This window comes from Flavobacterium aquariorum, from assembly GCF_003254745.1.
In the GTDB taxonomy this organism is placed as follows: domain Bacteria; phylum Bacteroidota; class Bacteroidia; order Flavobacteriales; family Flavobacteriaceae; genus Flavobacterium; species Flavobacterium aquariorum.
This window is the reverse complement of record NZ_QKXH01000001.1, coordinates 203677-221147: the sequence shown is the minus strand read 5'-3', so window position 1 is coordinate 221147 and position 17471 is coordinate 203677. Positions and strand designations below refer to the sequence as shown.

General features: G+C 35.5%; 15 protein-coding genes. 8 read left to right on the top strand and 7 right to left on the bottom strand.

The window, feature by feature from the left end; all coding sequences use genetic code 11:
- Positions 1-11 precede the first annotated feature (11 nt).
- The gene (locus DOS84_RS19275; RefSeq protein WP_111408248.1) at positions 12-1964 is read right to left on the bottom strand and encodes a phage tail sheath C-terminal domain-containing protein; all 1953 of its coding nucleotides are present in this window, start codon (positions 1962-1964) and stop codon (positions 12-14) included.
- A 45-nt stretch (positions 1965-2009) separates the two neighbouring features.
- The gene (locus DOS84_RS01000; RefSeq protein WP_111408247.1) at positions 2010-2684 is read right to left on the bottom strand and encodes a Pvc16 family protein; all 675 of its coding nucleotides are present in this window, start codon (positions 2682-2684) and stop codon (positions 2010-2012) included.
- Positions 2685-2941: 257 nt separating this feature from the next.
- On the opposite strand from DOS84_RS01000, the gene ileS reads away from it, so the two are divergent.
- The 3 genes from ileS to DOS84_RS00985 all read left to right on the top strand — a co-directional run bounded on the left by ileS (position 2942) and on the right by DOS84_RS00985 (position 7482).
- On the top strand, positions 2942-6409 hold the full coding sequence (gene ileS / locus DOS84_RS00995) for an isoleucine--tRNA ligase (protein ID WP_111408246.1): 3468 nt from the start codon (positions 2942-2944) through the stop codon (positions 6407-6409).
- A gap of 4 nt (positions 6410-6413) precedes the next feature.
- Positions 6414-6794 carry a TraR/DksA family transcriptional regulator gene (locus tag DOS84_RS00990; protein WP_111408245.1) on the top strand — a complete coding sequence of 127 codons (381 nt, stop codon included), beginning with the start codon at positions 6414-6416 and terminating at the stop codon, positions 6792-6794.
- Between the two features lie 85 nt (positions 6795-6879).
- The gene (locus DOS84_RS00985) at positions 6880-7482 is read left to right on the top strand and encodes a lipoprotein signal peptidase (RefSeq protein ID WP_111408244.1); all 603 of its coding nucleotides are present in this window, start codon (positions 6880-6882) and stop codon (positions 7480-7482) included.
- A 59-nt stretch (positions 7483-7541) separates the two neighbouring features.
- On the opposite strand, the gene DOS84_RS00980 is transcribed toward DOS84_RS00985, so the two are convergent.
- The 5 genes from DOS84_RS00980 to DOS84_RS00960 form a co-directional block, all read right to left on the bottom strand.
- Positions 7542-7736, bottom strand: coding sequence for a hypothetical protein (locus DOS84_RS00980; RefSeq protein ID WP_207802011.1), 195 nt, complete (start codon positions 7734-7736; stop codon positions 7542-7544).
- Positions 7737-7780: 44 nt separating this feature from the next.
- Positions 7781-8344, bottom strand: coding sequence for a 5-formyltetrahydrofolate cyclo-ligase (locus tag DOS84_RS00975; RefSeq protein ID WP_111408243.1), 564 nt, complete (start codon positions 8342-8344; stop codon positions 7781-7783).
- Positions 8313-9575: a pyridoxal phosphate-dependent decarboxylase family protein gene (locus tag DOS84_RS00970; RefSeq protein ID WP_111408242.1), complete on the bottom strand. Its 1263-nt coding sequence runs from the start codon at positions 9573-9575 to the stop codon at positions 8313-8315. The genes DOS84_RS00975 and DOS84_RS00970 overlap by 32 nt, the downstream gene beginning before the upstream one ends.
- 63 nt (positions 9576-9638) lie before the next feature.
- Entirely contained in the window at positions 9639-10625 is a 987-nt protein-coding gene (locus DOS84_RS00965; RefSeq protein ID WP_111408241.1) for a succinylglutamate desuccinylase/aspartoacylase family protein, read from the bottom strand.
- Between the two features lie 119 nt (positions 10626-10744).
- Positions 10745-11221, bottom strand: coding sequence for a hypothetical protein (locus DOS84_RS00960; protein ID WP_111408240.1), 477 nt, complete (start codon positions 11219-11221; stop codon positions 10745-10747).
- Between the two features lie 358 nt (positions 11222-11579).
- On the opposite strand from DOS84_RS00960, the gene uvrC reads away from it, so the two are divergent.
- From uvrC to DOS84_RS19430, 5 genes are all read left to right on the top strand, one after another.
- A complete protein-coding gene (gene uvrC, locus DOS84_RS00955; protein ID WP_111408239.1) occupies positions 11580-13373 on the top strand; it encodes an excinuclease ABC subunit UvrC in 1794 nt (597 codons plus the stop codon).
- Positions 13374-13383: 10 nt separating this feature from the next.
- Positions 13384-15579, top strand: coding sequence for a patatin-like phospholipase family protein (locus DOS84_RS00950; protein ID WP_111408238.1), 2196 nt, complete (start codon positions 13384-13386; stop codon positions 15577-15579).
- A 243-nt stretch (positions 15580-15822) separates the two neighbouring features.
- Positions 15823-16980, top strand: coding sequence for a homogentisate 1,2-dioxygenase (locus tag DOS84_RS00945; RefSeq protein ID WP_111408237.1), 1158 nt, complete (start codon positions 15823-15825; stop codon positions 16978-16980).
- 125 nt (positions 16981-17105) lie between these two features.
- Positions 17106-17297 carry a four helix bundle protein gene (locus DOS84_RS19435; RefSeq protein WP_341537922.1) on the top strand — a complete coding sequence of 64 codons (192 nt, stop codon included), beginning with the start codon at positions 17106-17108 and terminating at the stop codon, positions 17295-17297.
- Complete coding sequence (locus tag DOS84_RS19430) at positions 17251-17466, top strand: four helix bundle protein (RefSeq protein WP_341537921.1); 216 nt, start codon at positions 17251-17253, stop codon at positions 17464-17466. Before DOS84_RS19435 ends, DOS84_RS19430 begins: the two co-directional genes overlap by 47 nt.
- The last annotated feature ends 5 nt before the right edge of the window (positions 17467-17471 follow it).

The window sequence follows — 17471 nt, the reverse complement described above, 5'->3', positions numbered from 1 at the left end:
TTTATGGGAGCTTACGATTTTTGTTGCATTTGTTTGAATTCAAGAATAATGAATTCAGCAGGTCTTGATGGAGCATATCCTATTTTTACGATTAATCGTCCTTCCAGAATATCTTGTGCAGTCATCGTTTGGTTGATTCCCACGGCAACAAAAAAGGCATGTTCGGGTTTGGCTCCAGCCAATGCTCCATCATTCCAAATCGAAGTCAGGTAATTTTCAATCATTCCTTTTACGTTTACCCAAGTTTGAGAAACATTAGGTTCAAATACATAACGCATACAGGCTTTTTTTACGGACTCTTCAATCATGTTGGCAAGTCGTCTCACGTTGATATAGCGCCAATCATTGCTGTTTCCGTCAAGTGTGCGTGCTCCCCAAACCAAAAATCCTTTACCTGTAAATTTGCGAATGGCATTGATGGATTTACCGGTTTCGTGAATGTTCATAGGTTCTTGGTCAAAGTCGTTAATGTCTCTGGTTAGTCCAATGATTCCATTAATGCTCACATTAGCGGGAGCTTTCCAAACACCTCTGGTTCCATCTGTTTGGGCATAAATTCCCGCGATGGCACCACTTGGAGGAACTGTATTCATGCTTTGGGATAATTTGGAAACGATGCTTCCATAAATTGGCATTTGTGCGATAAGGTTATTTTCCTGAACCAATTCATATTTGTAAACAGCATTTACCGCTGTGTCCAATGTATTTATCACTAGAGTTTGTAATTTGTTGAGTTCGGCTTGAATTTTTACAAAATCAGGTTCATTATGGGCTGGAACGGGACCGGCAACAGGAATTAAATTACTCAATTTGCCATCGTACTCGTTTACTGGAGATTCTGTAATTGCCGAAATAAGTCCCCAATTGCCGTTAAAATCAACATCATTTATCGTTAAAGCCAAGGGAGCAATAGGAGTTGCATCGGTTTTTGCTAATTTTTCATACGCTTTTCTAAAATCAATCAATTTTTGAACCACAGGTTTCAAAGAAATCGATACCAAATCGGCATTGGTATAGGTTACTAAGTTGGGATTCGTAAAATCATTTGGCTTGGCAAACACTTTGATCAGATTCCAGCTTTTTGTTAAATTGGCATTTAGTTTTGTTGCGTTTACTGTAGGAGTCCAATCCAGTAACTTATTGGCTGTGATTGCGGCTGTGCTGGTTGTTTTTAAACCGGAAACATCTGCATGAAGGCTTTCAAAAGAAGTGATGTTTGCTTTAAGATCGTTATTATTCGGAAAAAATTGTTTGAAACCACCAGATGGTGCCAATGCCGTATTAATGTCCGATAATCTAAAAGCTTGTGGAAAATTGCATGTTAAATAAGGATAATAAGCCGCTCCATATTTTAAATTATTGGTTCCAATGCCATCTCTAAAATCTTCGTTGTCTTTAATTGGAGTTTTTGCTTTGTCGTATTTTACATCCATAATAACAAAACGATCCATTAGTTTTTGGCATTGCATCAAGGCTTGTTTTTGAACTTCGCCAAGATCTAGAAAGCCTAGATTCACAGCGTCTGGAAAAAGAAGCAAGGTAGGTTCGTCGTATTTTTCAAGGGCTGCAACACCTGCAATGAATTTGGCTTTGGTCGTAGCGTCAAAAGCAGGTGCATCTGTATATAAACCAATAGATTGAATGTAGCATTCTCCTCCCCCATTAGCATAAAAAAGCTGTAAACTATTGTAGAGTTTGAATTTGCTTTCCGCAACCGTACAATTATCGGTTGGTTGAGAATTGGCATCTAAATCGACGGTAATTCCCGTAGGTTGAGGAGCTCCTCCATAGAGTTGTTGAAATTCTAAAAAAGAAGATACCCTAGTGACAACATTAGGGGTTGGGGCATTTTCTGTAAAGCCCACAAATGCGGGTACGGCAGTTGCTACTTGAGCAACAGAAGGCGGGAATGCGTCAATCTCATTGATGTATACCCCAGGTGTTTTAATAGAGCTAATATTCATGACTTTATATTTATTGGTTCTTAAATTGCTGGAATGCTAATCTTTTTATTCTAACAGGAATGAGCTGGCTTCTATTTCTCCCGTTATATCGCTTTTGTCATTAGTCCACAATTGAACTTTTGCCTTATCGATGATTGGATCTGCTGGTAGGTTATTTTCGTTTTGAACACGTATCATTCGCATAGAATACAATACCGATGGCATGTATCTATTCCCTAAATAAGACCACATTTGGTTGAGCTGCTCCGATTTTAAACTGACTAAGTCGAGAATAATTTTATTCATTGATTTAGCTTGATTTTCAGAAACTTCGGTTTGTTCAAAGAAATTGGTATTATCATAATAAAACACGTTGTTGTTTTGAAGGCATTTAATGATGTATTCTAGTTTATCAAGTCCTTCAGCATATTGGTCTAATTTTTTATTGTAAGAAGTAAATAATAGAGAAAAAATCAAGTTTTGGGTAGGCTTTTTATATTTTTCAATTGAGTTGCCATTTCCTGAATATTCTTTGTACAAACTTTGATTTTTTAGCGTTTTATCTTCTTCAATATTTACTATGGAAAGAATCATCGAAGATTTTTCCTGTAAAAATTCGTCACCATCATTCAAAGTGGCAACATTTGTTAGCTGGATACTTACCACAACTCCATTATTTGATGCTGTAATTTCAGAAGTTATTTTCTTGGAAAGTTTGTCAAGTACCTTAGCTAAATTCATTGTATTAAAATTTATTAACTTGCTGATTAGGAGGATCAAACGTACAAATATTTTAAAAATCAGATGCGCGTATAATTACCTGTTTTTAATTTCTAAAATGCTTTGCATGAATTTATTGGGCTTATTTTTTTAATAATTTAATGGTTTAAAAAATGGCTTGATCAACAAAAAATAACTAAGAGTAACTTTTACTTATGCTCATTGCCTTTTTATTTTAAAATTTCTTACTTTCGCACCACGATTAAGAAAAGGATAAAATGAGTACAAAATTTACTGAATACAAAGGACTTGACTTGCCTACAGTGGCATCGGAAGTGCTGGATTTTTGGAAGGAAAAAAACATTTTTGAGAAAAGTGTAACCACTCGCGAAGGAAATGAGCCTTTTGTGTTTTTTGAGGGTCCGCCTTCTGCTAATGGATTGCCTGGAATTCACCACGTAATGGCACGCGCGATTAAAGATATTTTTTGCAGATATAAAACCCAAAAAGGATTCCAAGTAAAGCGCAAAGCCGGTTGGGATACCCATGGTTTACCTGTGGAATTGGGTACGGAAAAAGAACTAGGAATCACCAAGGAAGATATTGGAAAAAAAATAACTGTTGAAGAGTATAACGAAGCGTGTAAAAAAACCGTAATGCGTTATACCGATGTATGGAATGACCTGACCGAAAAAATGGGATATTGGGTTGATATGGAAGATCCATACGTGACTTACAAATCCAAATATATGGAATCGGTTTGGTGGCTGCTGAAACAAATCTACAATAAGGATTTGATGTACAAGGGTTACACCATTCAGCCGTATTCTCCAAAAGCGGGGACAGGTTTGAGTTCGCATGAGGTGAACCAACCAGGAAGTTATAGAGACGTTACCGATACAACTGTTGTTGCTCAATTCAAAGTTTTAGAAGATCAAAAAGAGTTGGTTTTTAATGTTTTTTATGACTATATCAGTTCTAATAATTTAAAGCATTATAAGTTTGAAAGACTAGATTTAGATGAAATTCATTTCTTAGCCTGGACGACCACTCCTTGGACTTTACCAAGTAATACTGCATTGACTGTCGGACCAAGAATTGAATATGTTTTGGTAAAAACTTTCAACCAGTATACTTTCCGTCCATCCAATGTGATTTTGGCCAAAAATCTGGTGGGGAAACAGTTTGGTAAAGGTTTTTTTGAAAGTACCGACCCATCTGATTTTGAAAATTTCAAAGAAGGAGACAAAAAAATACCATTTCATATTCTTGCCGAATGTAAAGGAGCCGATTTAGTAGGTATTCGTTACGAGCAATTGATGCAATATGCATTGCCTTACCAAAATCCAGAAAACGCTTTTAGAGTAATTTCAGGAGATTTTGTTACTACTGAAGACGGAACCGGAATTGTACATACTGCCCCAACTTTTGGAGCCGATGATGCTAAGGTTGCTAAAGAAGCTACGCCCGAAGTACCGCCTATGTTAGTCTTGGATGAAAATGAAAACCCAGTTCCATTAGTAGATTTGCAAGGAAAGTTCACCTCACACATGGGTGAATTGGGTGGGAAATATGTTAAGAATGAATATTATACCGCTGCTGACGGAGATGCTCCAGAACGTTCTATAGACGTAGAAATCGCAATTCGATTAAAAGAAGAAAATAAAGCATTCAAAGTAGAAAAATACGTGCACAGTTACCCACATTGCTGGAGAACCGACACGCCAATTTTATATTATCCTTTGGATTCTTGGTTTATAAAAATAACCGAGGTTAGAGATCGTATGTTCGACTTGAACGAAACCATCAATTGGAAGCCAAAAGCAACAGGTGAAGGACGTTTTGGGAATTGGTTGAAAAATGCCAACGACTGGAATCTATCCCGTTCCCGTTATTGGGGAATTCCATTGCCAATTTGGAGAAGCGAAGACGGAACCGAAGAAATGCTAATCGGATCAGTTGAAGAATTGTACAACGAAATCGAAAAAGCGGTTCAAGCAGGAGTTCAAGCTGAAAATCCATTTAAGGGATTCCAGATTGGAAACATGTCTGAGGAAAATTATGATTTGATTGATTTGCATAAAAATGTGGTCGATCAAATTACATTAGTTTCGGCATCTGGGAAAGCAATGAAGCGTGAGGCCGATTTGATAGATGTTTGGTTTGACTCAGGAGCGATGCCTTATGCACAATGGCATTATCCTTTTGAAAACAAAGATAAAATAGACGAAAACAAAGATTTTCCTGCGAATTTTATTGCCGAAGGAGTGGATCAAACTCGTGGTTGGTTTTATACTTTACACGCTATAGGGACTTTGGTTTTTGATAAAATTGCCTACAAAAATGTAGTATCAAACGGATTAGTTTTGGATAAAAATGGTCAAAAAATGTCCAAGCGTTTGGGTAATGCCGCTGATCCTTTTGAAACCTTAAAAGAATACGGCCCGGATGCTACGCGCTGGTACATGATTTCCAATGCCAATCCTTGGGATAACTTAAAATTTGATTTAGAAGGAATTGCTGAGGTGCGTCGTAAGTTCTTTGGAACGTTGTACAACACCTATTCATTCTTCAGTTTATATGCCAATATTGACGGGTTCAAATATGCGGAAGCTGAAATTCCAGTAAACGAAAGACCTGAAATTGATCAATGGATTATTTCAGAATTAAACACTTTAATTGCTGAGGTTGACGGTTATTATGACGATTATGAGCCTACAAAAGCGGCTCGCGCGATATCCGAATTTGTACAAGAGAATTTAAGTAATTGGTATGTTCGTTTGTGTCGTCGTCGCTTCTGGAAGGGCGAATATGCAGAGGACAAAATCGCGGCTTATCAAACACTTTATACTTGTTTGTTAACTATTAGTAAATTAAGTGCGCCAATTGCTCCGTTCTTTATGGATGCACTTTACAGAGACTTAACAAAAGCAACACAAACAGAAAATTTTGAGTCCGTACATTTGGCTCAGTTCCCAGTTTCAGTTGAAAAGTATGTTAATAAAATGTTAGAGAGTAAAATGCAGAAAGCACAGACTATCTCATCACTGGTCTTATCACTAAGAAAAAAGGAGATGATAAAGGTGCGTCAACCACTGCAAAAGGTAATGATTCCAGTACTTGACGAGAATCAAAGACTCGAAATTGAAGCGGTTTCAGACTTAATAAGAGCTGAAGTAAACGTGAAAGAAATCGTACTTTTGGACGATGCTTCGGGAATTTTGATTAAACAAATTAAACCGAATTTTAAAGCTTTGGGACCTCGCTTCGGAAAAGATATGGGATTGATTTCCAAAGAGATACAAAATCTAACTGCAGAACAAATCTCACAATTTGACAAAGAAGGTACGTTAACTGTTGTAATTGCGGGAAATAGTGTAATTTTATCACTAGAAGATGTAGAAATATCGTCACAAGATATTGAAGGATGGCTGGTTGCTAATTCAAACGGAATAACGGTTGCGTTGGATATTACAATTTCTCCCGAGCTGAAACAAGAAGGAATTGCAAGAGAATTGGTGAACAGAATTCAAAATATTCGTAAAGATACCGGATTTGAGGTGACGGATAAAATTAAAGTGCATTTGCAAAAAAATGATACTTTGGAAGTAGCAGTTAAGGCCAATGAAGACTATATCAAATCGGAAACACTGACAGAAGTTCTTGTTTTTGAGGAAATTATAGAGAATGGCACGGAAATTGACTTTGATGGAATAACAACAAAAATAACAATTACAAAAAATTAGTATTATGGTAGATGAAGTTGCAAGATACTCTGACGCTGATTTAGCAGAGTTTAAGGAAATCATTCAGACTAAAATCGTAAAGGCTCAAGCCGATTTAGATTTGATTAAAAGCGCCTATATGAATGACCTTAACAACGGTACAGATGATACATCTCCCACGTTTAAAGCATTTGAAGAAGGTAGCGAAATCATGTCGAAAGAAGCGAACTCACAGCTTGCAATTCGTCAAGAAAAGTTTATACGAGATTTAAAGAATGCACTATTCCGTGTAGAAAACAAAACTTACGGTGTTTGTAGAATCACAGGAAAATTAATCGGAAAAGAGAGGCTTAAAATTGTCCCTCACGCAACAATGAGCATCGAGGCAAAAAACTTACAAAGATAAATGTCTTATCATTCAATAATTAACGCTCCTTTGGGAGCGTTTTTTTTGGTTAATTTAGTACTTTTACGGCTTTAAAAATTTAAAAATGTCATTAGTCAAAGCATACTTTCTCATTATTATTATATTGTTGGTTGATCAAGTATCCAAAATATATATAAAAACAAATTTTATTTTAGGCGAAGAGGTTCATGTGTTCAATTGGTTCCAAATTCATTTTATTGAAAATGAAGGAATGGCTTGGGGGACAAAAATACCCGGTGCCTATGGAAAATTAATCTTAACAGTTTTTAGACTTTTTGCGGTAACAGGAATTGGATATTGGCTGTGGGATGCGGTAGAACGAAAAAAAAGCTCCAATTATCTCATAGTTGCTATAGCTTTGATTCTTGCCGGAGCGGTTGGAAACATCATTGATTCTGTTTTTTACGGTGTTATTTTTGACGACAGTCACCAACAATTGGCTACAATATTTACAAACAAACCCTATGGAACTTGGCTAAATGGACAAGTAGTCGATATGTTTTATTTTCCATTTATAAAAGATTACCCAATGCCGGAATGGGTTCCTTTTTTGGGAGGTCGTAATTTTACATTTTTCAATGCTATTTTCAATGTTGCCGATATGGCTATTTCGACAGGTGTTGGGATTTTGATAGTCTTCAATAAAAAAGCATTTCATAAACATTAATTTTTGATGATTTTGTCAAAAACAAAAGAGGCTGTCCGTAAAAGACAGCCTCTTTTGTTTTATTTATTGTGACCTGGAGCGTAATTTTTGGCGCTTTTTTGACCAGACATTTTTTTGGCTTGTCCGGGGGGAACCTGTTTCGTTTTGGCATGACTATGATTTGGTCCAACTTTAACACTGCAGTTTGTCAATGTTAATACAAACAAAAGAATTAGAATTTGGGCAACGAATTTTTGGATTTTAAACATTTTCATAATTTAAGTGTAGTTTTTATAAAAGCAAAAATACTACTTCTAAATTAGAATTCATAAATTCCACTAGGGCAAACACAATAATCAAGCAATACGTCGTTTTCAAAAACATCTTCAATCATCTCTTCGGGTTCAAAGAATGAAAGGCCAATTTTAAGGGTTTCGGGTTTGCATTGGGACAGGAATTTATCATAAAAACCTTTGCCATAGCCTACGCGGTTTCCTTTTTTGTCAAACGCCAAAAGCGGGACAAGGACCACATCAATTTTTATGGCGGGAACTTCTAGTCCATCAACGGGTTCGGGGATATTGTATTCGTTTTTTTGTATTCGGGTATTGTCGGTCAAAAGAAAATGGGTCATTTCTCTGGTTGCAAAATCACTTTTTGAAATCACAATTTCTTTGTCCTTTCCAGATAAGAGGTGCAGTATAAATTCGGTATTGACTTCCTTTTGCTCTTCAATAGGCAAAAAAACATGGAAATAGGTTTTGTTCCAAATAGGAAGTTTCAGTATCTCATTGGCGATAGCCAAACTCTTTTCTTCAACTTCAATCTCAGTGAGCTCTTTTCGTAATGCTTTATACTTCTGTCTTAATTCTTTTTTCAACATAAAGTGATTCTTTTAGATCGGTTATAAAAGTACTTAAATGATCTACTTCTACATGATCCATAATCACAATTTTATACCATAAATTATCACCATTGTGTTTTTGAGGTACCAAATCAAATTTTTTGACTAATGTTTCTTCAATGTATTGGGCTTGGATGGTAACGATATTCATGAAGGGTTCTCTAAAATAGGCTACTTTCAATTCGTCCAGTTGATCACAAAGCCATTGTGTTCTCATTTGTAGAACACGGACTTTTTCGCACCAACCAAAAGGGCCATAAGTAAATAAAATCATCCAAACTGCTACAGCATTGGAACCTGATCGGCTGCCGCAAAGGGTTAAGTCCATTCCTTCTACATATTCCGCCTCTTTGGTCAAAACGTTTTCAATTAATCCTTTTCTACACAAAAAAATACCGGTGCCATAAGGTGCTTGGAGCATTTTGTGGGCATCAATTGTGATTGAGCTTATTTTTGGATTCTCAAAATTAAGTTCCGACTCTTTGTTGCTAAGCGGATAGATAAATCCACCGTAGGCACCATCGATATGTATTTTATAAATCAAATGATGTTTTTCTAAAATTTCGATGTAATCGGTGGGATTGTCAATTGCTCCAAACATGGTCGTTCCCATATTAGAGATTACAATGAAATATTTTTTTCCTTTTTCTTTGGCTTTAATAACGATGTTTTCCAATTGAAATGTGTCAATTTCTCGGGTATGGAAATCAACTGGCACTTTCAGCCAATCGAGCATCAGTATATTGGCGGCTTTTGGGATGGAGTAATGCGTGTCTTCGGAAGCTAGAATGGCTATTTCGTAAGGATTGGCACCAAGTTTATAGCTAAAATAGTTGCGATACATCCAAATAGCCTGAATATTGGCTTCGGTTCCGCCGGGAGAAATGTATCCGTCATAAGATTTGGGTTGTGCTTTGAATAGATCAACTGCCAGTACATCCAAAACTTCGCGTTCGATTTCCTGGGTTCCCTTGAAAGCTTTTTCTGAAGTACCGAGCGTATGGCATCCAATATGGTTGGGATTGGCTACATAAGTTTTTAAAGTGGGGGCGTCGGCCAAGAACGAGGCTTCCTCATAATATACTTTACTGTCTAGTTTTGAGGCTGGGTATCCTAAAGAAATGTCCAAAGTAAAATTGACATTTTCTTGTAAAGCTTTTTCGATACGGGTTTGTCTTTCCTTCTGGGATAACTTTTTCCAATACAACATAATCTTAAATTTTATTCAAAAATAAGAATGTTGAAGTGTTGAAAATATGATAATTGTTAGGTTTTAATCTTCTTCTTCTTGTTCGTCTTCTCCTGTATTGGAAAGATGATAAATCGCATCTCCCTGATAAACAATGGGAGAATGATTGGCATTGAGGACGTAGCCATCATTCGGGGCTTTAATCTTACGTTCAAATTTTCCAAAAGGATCTGTTATCATTCCAAGGACAGCTCCTTTTTTTACAAACTGACCAACCAGATTGTTGTCTATCAATAAGCCAGAACATTTAGCCCGTAGCCAACCCGATTTTTCGATGTAAATGGTTTGTTTTTTTTGGGTTGGAGCAAATTGTTTTGGATCAAGCATATCCAAATGCTTCAAAAGACGCTTGACCCCATTGATGCCTTCTTGGGCTACATCATGATTAATGTCCAAAGATTTTCCACCTTCAAAAAGCAACATTTTTACGTTTATTTTTTCACTTGAACTTCTAAAAGAGCCCGCAATATTTTTTGAGAATAAGGTAAAAGGGGCATTAAAGGCATCTGCCAATATTTTTACACTGGGGTTATTTGGCGTAAGCCTAATTTGTGGAGCATTAAATCGTCCGGCTCCTCCTGCATGAAAATCGACTGCATAATCCACGAGAGGCATAATGTCGGTAATAATATGGTAGGCAAATCGACTGGCCAGCGACCCTTTTTTGCTTCCCGGAAAAACGCGGTTCAAATCTCTTCCGTCAGGAAAATCCCTTGATTTATTTATAAATCCATATATGTTTATGATGGGAATGCAAATGATAGTGCCTTTTTTGGGTTTGTTTATTTTTTTGGTGATGAGTTGCCTCACGATTTCAATACCGTTAAATTCATCTCCATGAATCCCTCCTGAAAAAAGTACAACAGGACCTTCGATTTTGGAACGTTTTATAATAATCGGAATAGTCAGTTTGGTCGTGCTATGCAATCGTGCAATTTCCAGTTGAATAGTTTTACTTTCTCCAGGCAAAACGCTTTCGCCAAAAATCACTAATGGTTTTGAGTCTTTCATACTGTAAAATAAAGCTTAAATATAAAAATTATTATTGGGCGAGATCAGAAGTTGTAGATCCAAATGAAAATCTTTATGAAAACAACAAAAATGCTATTCGCTATTGCAAATAAATCATTTTAGACCTCCTTTTTGGTTATACCCGTTCTTGGAAAAAAGACAATCATATCTTCAATTTTTTTTGAATAGCCACTTTCATTCGCAAATCTGTTTTTGTATTTGGCATATTGATAATCCCGCAGCGCATCGGTATAATTATCATAGTCGCCTAGGATTTTTATGTTGATGAGCTGGCTTTCGATGGCCTTTATTTTCAATAACATTTGTGAAGCCTGTAACCGATTTTCATAATCAAGATCAAATTCCTTCCAGTCTACTTCCGGCGACTGCAGGCGGGGCTGGTTATCATGGTAATTTTTTACTTTGTCAATAAGCAATTTGTTTTTCTCTTTCACTCTGCCATATTTCTGGTGTTCAGCAGCGGTCAAGTTCACTGACATTCCCGCCAAAGTATCCGTCAGCGTGGTCAGGGCTTTGTTAATGTCCTGAATTTGCTGTTTCGAAAAATGGATTTTACCTAAATTCTCTATTGGCATATTGTGTTAGTTTTAAGTATTTTATATAAAAATATAAAAAATATGTTTAAAAAATTAAGTATAGTAAATAAAATTTTATTTATAAATATTAAAAAATAGAATTATATCAGTTAAATTTTAAAAAAATAGTATTAAAATTTTAAATATATTTTATAAAAATTTAATAAGTTTAATTAATTTTTTAATGATTGAATTTAAAAAATGACGTTATATGCACGAATAAACTATCTGAAACTATAATCAGAATGTTTAGGATGATGGGAATTAATGGATCTAGCTTTAACAAAAAAAGATTAATGAGTATATTTGTATACTGAAAGTTAATTTGCGAATAGATAATCTGCATTCTTAAATCCCAATGACCAACCCTAATTTAGCCTTACAAATACAAACTCTACCGGATGGTCCTGGCGTATATCAATATTACGATAAGGAAGGGAAGATTTTGTATGTGGGCAAAGCCAAGAATCTTAAGAAAAGAGTCACTTCGTATTTCAATAAAATTCACGATACGGCAAAAACCAACGTGCTGGTTAAGAAAATTGTAACCATAAAACACATTGTTGTTCCCACAGAAACTGATGCATTGTTATTGGAAAACAATCTTATAAAAACCCTGCAACCCAGATACAATGTGCTGTTGAGGGATGATAAAAGCTATCCGTGGTTGTGTATAAAGAAGGAGCCTTTTTCGCGCCTTTTTGCCACCCGAAGAATGGTCAAAGACGGGTCTGAGTATTTTGGTCCTTATACCAGTTTCAAGACCGTTCATACGATTCTAGATTTAATAAAAGAACTCTATCCACTACGAACCTGTAACTACGATTTGAGTAAAAGCAATATTGATAGCGGAAAATTCAAAGTGTGTTTGGAATATCATATTGGCAACTGCAAAGGACCTTGTGAAGGTTTTGAAACATTGGAGCATTATCAAAAGCAAGTTGATGCCATTCGGGAAATTCTAAAAGGGAATTTCAAGGAAAGCATGAAAGATTTCAAGCGTCTTATGACCAGTTTGGCTCAGGATATGCATTTTGAAGAGGCGCAAAAGATAAAAGAAAAGATAGAAATTTTGGAAAATTATCAATCACGTTCTACGATTGTAAACCCGAAGATTACCAATATCGATGTTTTCTCAATTGTTTCTGACGAAAGCGCCGCTTTTATAAATTTCCTGCAAATTTCGCATGGATCAATTATTCGTTCGCACACCATGGAAATCAAGAAGAAGCTAGAGGAAACGGATGAAGAGCTATTGGAATTGGCCATAATAGAATTGCGGGAACGTTTTCAGTTAATGTCCAAGGAAGTGATTGTCCCTTTTGAAGTGGATTTGGGTCCAACGATAAAAATTACGGTTCCGCAATTGGGCGACAAAAAGCAAATATTGGATTTGTCGATCCGTAACGCCAAGTTTTATAGAATAGAACAGCTGAAACAATTGCAAATAGTAGACCCAGATCGTCATACCAATAGAATCATGGCACAGATGAAAAGTGATTTACGATTGCCGGTGGAACCAAGACATATAGAATGTTTTGATAATTCAAACATTCAAGGAACTAATCCTGTAGCTGCTTGCGTAGTATTCAAAGATGGAAAAGCAAGCAAGAAGGATTATAGGCATTTTAATGTCAAAACCGTAGTTGGTCCGGACGATTTTGCCTCGATGGAAGAGATAGTCTATCGTCGTTACAAAAGATTATTGGACGAAAACGAACCATTACCCAATTTGATTATTATCGACGGAGGAAAAGGACAATTGTCATCGGCTTTAAAAAGTATTGATGCTTTGGGATTACGAGGTAAAATTGCCATTATAGGAATTGCCAAAAGACTGGAGGAGTTGTTTTATCCTGGAGATTCTGTCCCTTTGTATTTGGATAAAAGATCAGAAACTTTGAAGGTCATTCAGCAATTGCGAAATGAGGCGCACCGTTTTGGAATTACGTTTCACCGTGATAAAAGAAGTAAGGAAGCGTTGAATTCTTCTATAGAAAGTATTCCCGGAATTGGAGAAAAAACAATGCTGACGTTAATTCAACATTTTAAAAGTGTTAAAAGATTGAAATTGGCGACTGAAAAAGAAATTTCTGACGTTATAGGTATATCAAAAGCCAAAAAAATTACCGACTTTTACAAAACAAAGTAATTTGCCCTTTATGTATAGAATACTGATTTTTATTCTTTTGTTTTTTACTTGTTTGAATTCATTTTCCCAAGACACAGTCAAAAGGCCTAAAATAGGTTTGGTGTTGAGTGGAGGCGGAGCCAAAGGGTTTGCTCATATTGGTGTTTTAAATGTATTGGAAGATGCTGGAATAAAGATAGATTACATAGGAGGAACCAGTATGGGGGCCGTTATAGGCGGACTTTATGCGATGGGATATAATGCCAAACAAATTGATTCTATTATTGACGTAACCAACTTCAGCAATGTCCTGAACGATTATATTCCGCGGTCTTCCAAAAATTTTTATGAAAAGAGAAATGATGAATTGTATGCCTTGACACTTCCTTTTAATAAATTCAGTATTGGTGCACCCGAGGCATTGTCAAAAGGAATGTATAATTTCAATTTGTTGAGTCGATTGACATTGCCGGTTCGGCATGTTCGTGATTTTAATGAACTGCCAATTCCATTTCTATGTGTAGGAACCAATATTGCACTAGGGGAACAAGTGGTCTTTGGTAAAGGAATTTTGGCCCAGGCAATTACGGGAAGTTCTTCTTTGCCATCCATATTTGCACCGGTAGTAATTGATAATAACCTTATTGTTGATGGAGGAGTAATCAATAATTACCCTATTGAAGAAGTCCGGAAAATGGGTGCCGATATAATAATAGGAGTTGATGTGCAATCGGGTTTACTCAGTAAAGACGAATTAAGGAGTGCTTCAAAAATTTTCTTTCAAATCACCAATTTGCAGATGATTGAAAGAATGAAAACAAATGCAAATCTAACGGAAGTCTATATCAAACCAGACGTAAAAAATTACGGAGTGGTAACCTTTGACAAAGCCGCTGAAATTATTAAAAAAGGAGAAGATGCCACTTTTGCAGTATATGAAAAAATTGACCTTTTGGTTGATAAAGCGAATCCTTACCATAAACCTAAGTTAAAAGTAGAGACTGATAGCTTGACGATTGTGGATATTAAAACAAATGAACTGCAAAATTATTCGAGGGACTATATTATCGGGAAATTAAACTTTAAGCCGGGATCCAAAATAAGTTTTAAAGATGTGGAAACAGGGATAAATAACCTTAATGCAACACAGAATTTTAGTGCCATGAGTTATTATTTTGAAAAAAATGGAGCCTATGATGATTTGATTCTTACGTTAACCGAAAGTTCTGTGAAAACACAATTAAAATTTGGATTGCACTACGATGGTTTGTATAAAAGTGCTATTTTGGCCAATGTGACCAACAAAAAAACGTTTTTTAAAAATGATTTTTTATCAGCCGATTTGGTTTTGGGAGACAATATAAGATATTACTTTGATTACTATATCGATAATGGATTTCAGTTGAGTTATGGTTTTAAGTCTCAATTGCACCAATTCAACAAAAACATTCCAGTTAGTGTGATTACTTATAATAGCGACGGTACAAATTCTATAAATATTGATTATCTTGATTTGTCAAATCAAGTGTATATACAATCTATATTTGCCCAAAAATTCCTTATCGGTGTTGGAGCTGAATTTGAATATCTCGATATTACCTCCGAAACACTTGAGTTGGAACCAACAATTACTAAAAGCAATTATTTTAGCCTCTTTGGATATATTAAATATGATTCCTATGACAATAAATACTTCCCTAAAAAAGGCTGGTACTTTTCTGGAAATCAACAGTTTTATATGTTTTCATCTGAAAGTTCAGCAAATTTTGAACCCTTCTCTATTGTAAGTGGCGAAGCTGGTATTGCAAGAACAATTTTTAAAAATACAACAATAAAGTTTCAGGCCGAAGCGGGAGCCTCAATTGGTAATAAAACCTTGCCTTATTTCGACTTTATTTTGGGAGGTTATGGATTTAATAATACAAATAATTTCAAGTATTTTTATGGCTATGATTATTTAAGTATTGCAGGCAATAGTTATTTGGAAAGTTCTATTACACTTGATTTTGAAATTTTCAAAAAGAATCATCTTAATCTTTCTGCCAATTATGCCAATTTAGAAGATGATTTATACGATTCCCTTGATTGGATTTCATGGCCCAAGTATTCAGGATATGCCTTAGGTTACGGATTGGAAACCGTTATTGGTCCAGTCGAAATAAAATATTCCTGGTCTCCGGAAACCTCAAATTCATACCTTTGGTTTAGTGTTGGATTTATGTTTTAATTTGTATTTTTTTAAATAAAAATTACGATATTTGTAATTATGAAAACAAATTGGACGGGTTTATTAGAGTATCTTCAATTCCTAATCAAAAGAAATCCAGAGTGATTTTATTGGTGCAATTAGCCTATTAGTATTGTCAAAGAATTGAATACTTTATTCTGTATATCAAAGTTTTGCTTAAAAAAAGGAAACTATTTGACACTATGATTTTTACGAATTGTTTACTATCTAATTTAAATTGTTATGCCAATATATCATAAACTAGGAAATATTCCTCCTAAAAGACACACCCAGTTTGAAAAGCCAAATGGTGGTTTATATTACGAACAACTATTTGGCACAGAGGGTTTTCATGGCCATTCTTCGTTGTCCTATCATATTCATCGACCGACTCAGGTCAAAGAAATACTAAAATCATATTCGGTTGAGCCAAAAATTGCAATTGGGAAAAACATAAAATCATTATTGTTGAAAGGCTTTGAATTGAAGTCAGAAGACGATTTCTTGGACAGCCGAAAAGCCATGTTAATCAATAAGGATTGTATTATCGGATTGGCAGCACCGAGAAAATCATTGACTGCTTATTTCTATAAAAATGCCGATGCCGATGAAATGATTTTTATACACAAAGGCAAAGGAAAACTCCGCACTATGCTTGGAAATATTCCTTTCAAGTATGGGGACTATTTGATTATTCCGCGTGGAATTATTTATCAAATCGAGTTTGAAACTGAAGAAAATCGTTTGTTTTATGTAGAATCCTATTCTCCGTTTTATACACCAAAACGCTATAAAAATGAATCGGGACAACACTTGGAACATTCACCGTTTTGTGAACGTGATTTTATTTTGCCAAACGAATTAGAATCGCATGACGAAAAAGGAGATTTTATCATCAAAATGAAAAAAGAAGGCATGATGCATGAAGTGGTTTATGCAACACATCCTTTTGATGTTGTGGGTTGGGACGGTTACAACTTTCCGTATGGATTTTCGATTCACAATTTTGAACCTATAACGGGGCGTGTACACCAACCGCCACCGGTACACCAAACATTCGAGACAGGCACTTTTGTGGTTTGTTCTTTCGTACCAAGACTTTACGATTACCACCCAAAATCCATTCCGGCGCCATACAATCACAGTAATATTGACAGCGACGAGGTGCTGTATTATGTAGATGGTGATTTCATGAGTCGTAACAATATCGAGCAAGGACACATCACATTACACCCAAAAGGAATTCCGCACGGACCAGCTCCAGGAGCTATGGAACGCAGCATCGGACACAAGGATACACAGGAATTGGCAGTAATGGTCGATACCTTCCGACCGCTTATGGTAACCGAAGAAGCGATGGGGATCGACGATGGACAATACTATAAATCTTGGGTTGAATAATTAGTCAATGTGCCAATTAGAAAATTAGATAATTGGGCAATGCGATAATTAAAACAAATCTGTAATTTTAACCCTACAGTAAATTATCTAATTGACTCATTTTCTAATTATCAAATTTTCTAAACATGACTTTCAACGAAAAATATAAAGGCAATGCTCTTTTAATAAAAACTTTCAATTTCGCCTTAAATATAATTGACTACACAAACGAATTACAAGATGAGAAGAAGTTTGTAATTGCAAATCAATTATTAAAAAGCGGAACATCAATTGGAGCAAATTCAAAAGAATCACAAAAATGCAGAAAGCAAAGCTGATTTTATACATAAATTAAAGATTGCAATTAAAGAGGCAGATGAAACAGAATATTGGTTGTTTTTATGTGATGCCCACAGTGAATATCCAAATTGTAAACGTTTATTAAATGATCTTTCAGAAATTTTAAAAATTTTAAACAAAATAATATCAACATCAAAAATGAAATAATTAGA

Coding starts and splice junctions, on each gene's coding strand:
- DOS84_RS19275 (WP_111408248.1), bottom strand. CDS start 1,964: ATGAATATTAGCTCTATTAAAACACCTGGGGTATACATCAATGAGATT.
- ileS (WP_111408246.1), top strand. CDS start 2,942: ATGAGTACAAAATTTACTGAATACAAAGGACTTGACTTGCCTACAGTG.
- DOS84_RS00980 (WP_207802011.1), bottom strand. CDS start 7,736: ATGAAAATGTTTAAAATCCAAAAATTCGTTGCCCAAATTCTAATTCTT.
- DOS84_RS00975 (WP_111408243.1), bottom strand. CDS start 8,344: ATGTTGAAAAAAGAATTAAGACAGAAGTATAAAGCATTACGAAAAGAG.
- DOS84_RS00970 (WP_111408242.1), bottom strand. CDS start 9,575: ATGTTGTATTGGAAAAAGTTATCCCAGAAGGAAAGACAAACCCGTATC.
- DOS84_RS00985 (WP_111408244.1), top strand. CDS start 6,880: ATGTCATTAGTCAAAGCATACTTTCTCATTATTATTATATTGTTGGTT.
- uvrC (WP_111408239.1), top strand. CDS start 11,580: ATGACCAACCCTAATTTAGCCTTACAAATACAAACTCTACCGGATGGT.
- DOS84_RS00950 (WP_111408238.1), top strand. CDS start 13,384: ATGTATAGAATACTGATTTTTATTCTTTTGTTTTTTACTTGTTTGAAT.
- DOS84_RS00965 (WP_111408241.1), bottom strand. CDS start 10,625: ATGAAAGACTCAAAACCATTAGTGATTTTTGGCGAAAGCGTTTTGCCT.
- DOS84_RS01000 (WP_111408247.1), bottom strand. CDS start 2,684: ATGAATTTAGCTAAGGTACTTGACAAACTTTCCAAGAAAATAACTTCT.
- DOS84_RS00945 (WP_111408237.1), top strand. CDS start 15,823: ATGCCAATATATCATAAACTAGGAAATATTCCTCCTAAAAGACACACC.
- DOS84_RS00960 (WP_111408240.1), bottom strand. CDS start 11,221: ATGCCAATAGAGAATTTAGGTAAAATCCATTTTTCGAAACAGCAAATT.
- DOS84_RS00990 (WP_111408245.1), top strand. CDS start 6,414: ATGGTAGATGAAGTTGCAAGATACTCTGACGCTGATTTAGCAGAGTTT.
- DOS84_RS19435 (WP_341537922.1), top strand. CDS start 17,106: ATGACTTTCAACGAAAAATATAAAGGCAATGCTCTTTTAATAAAAACT.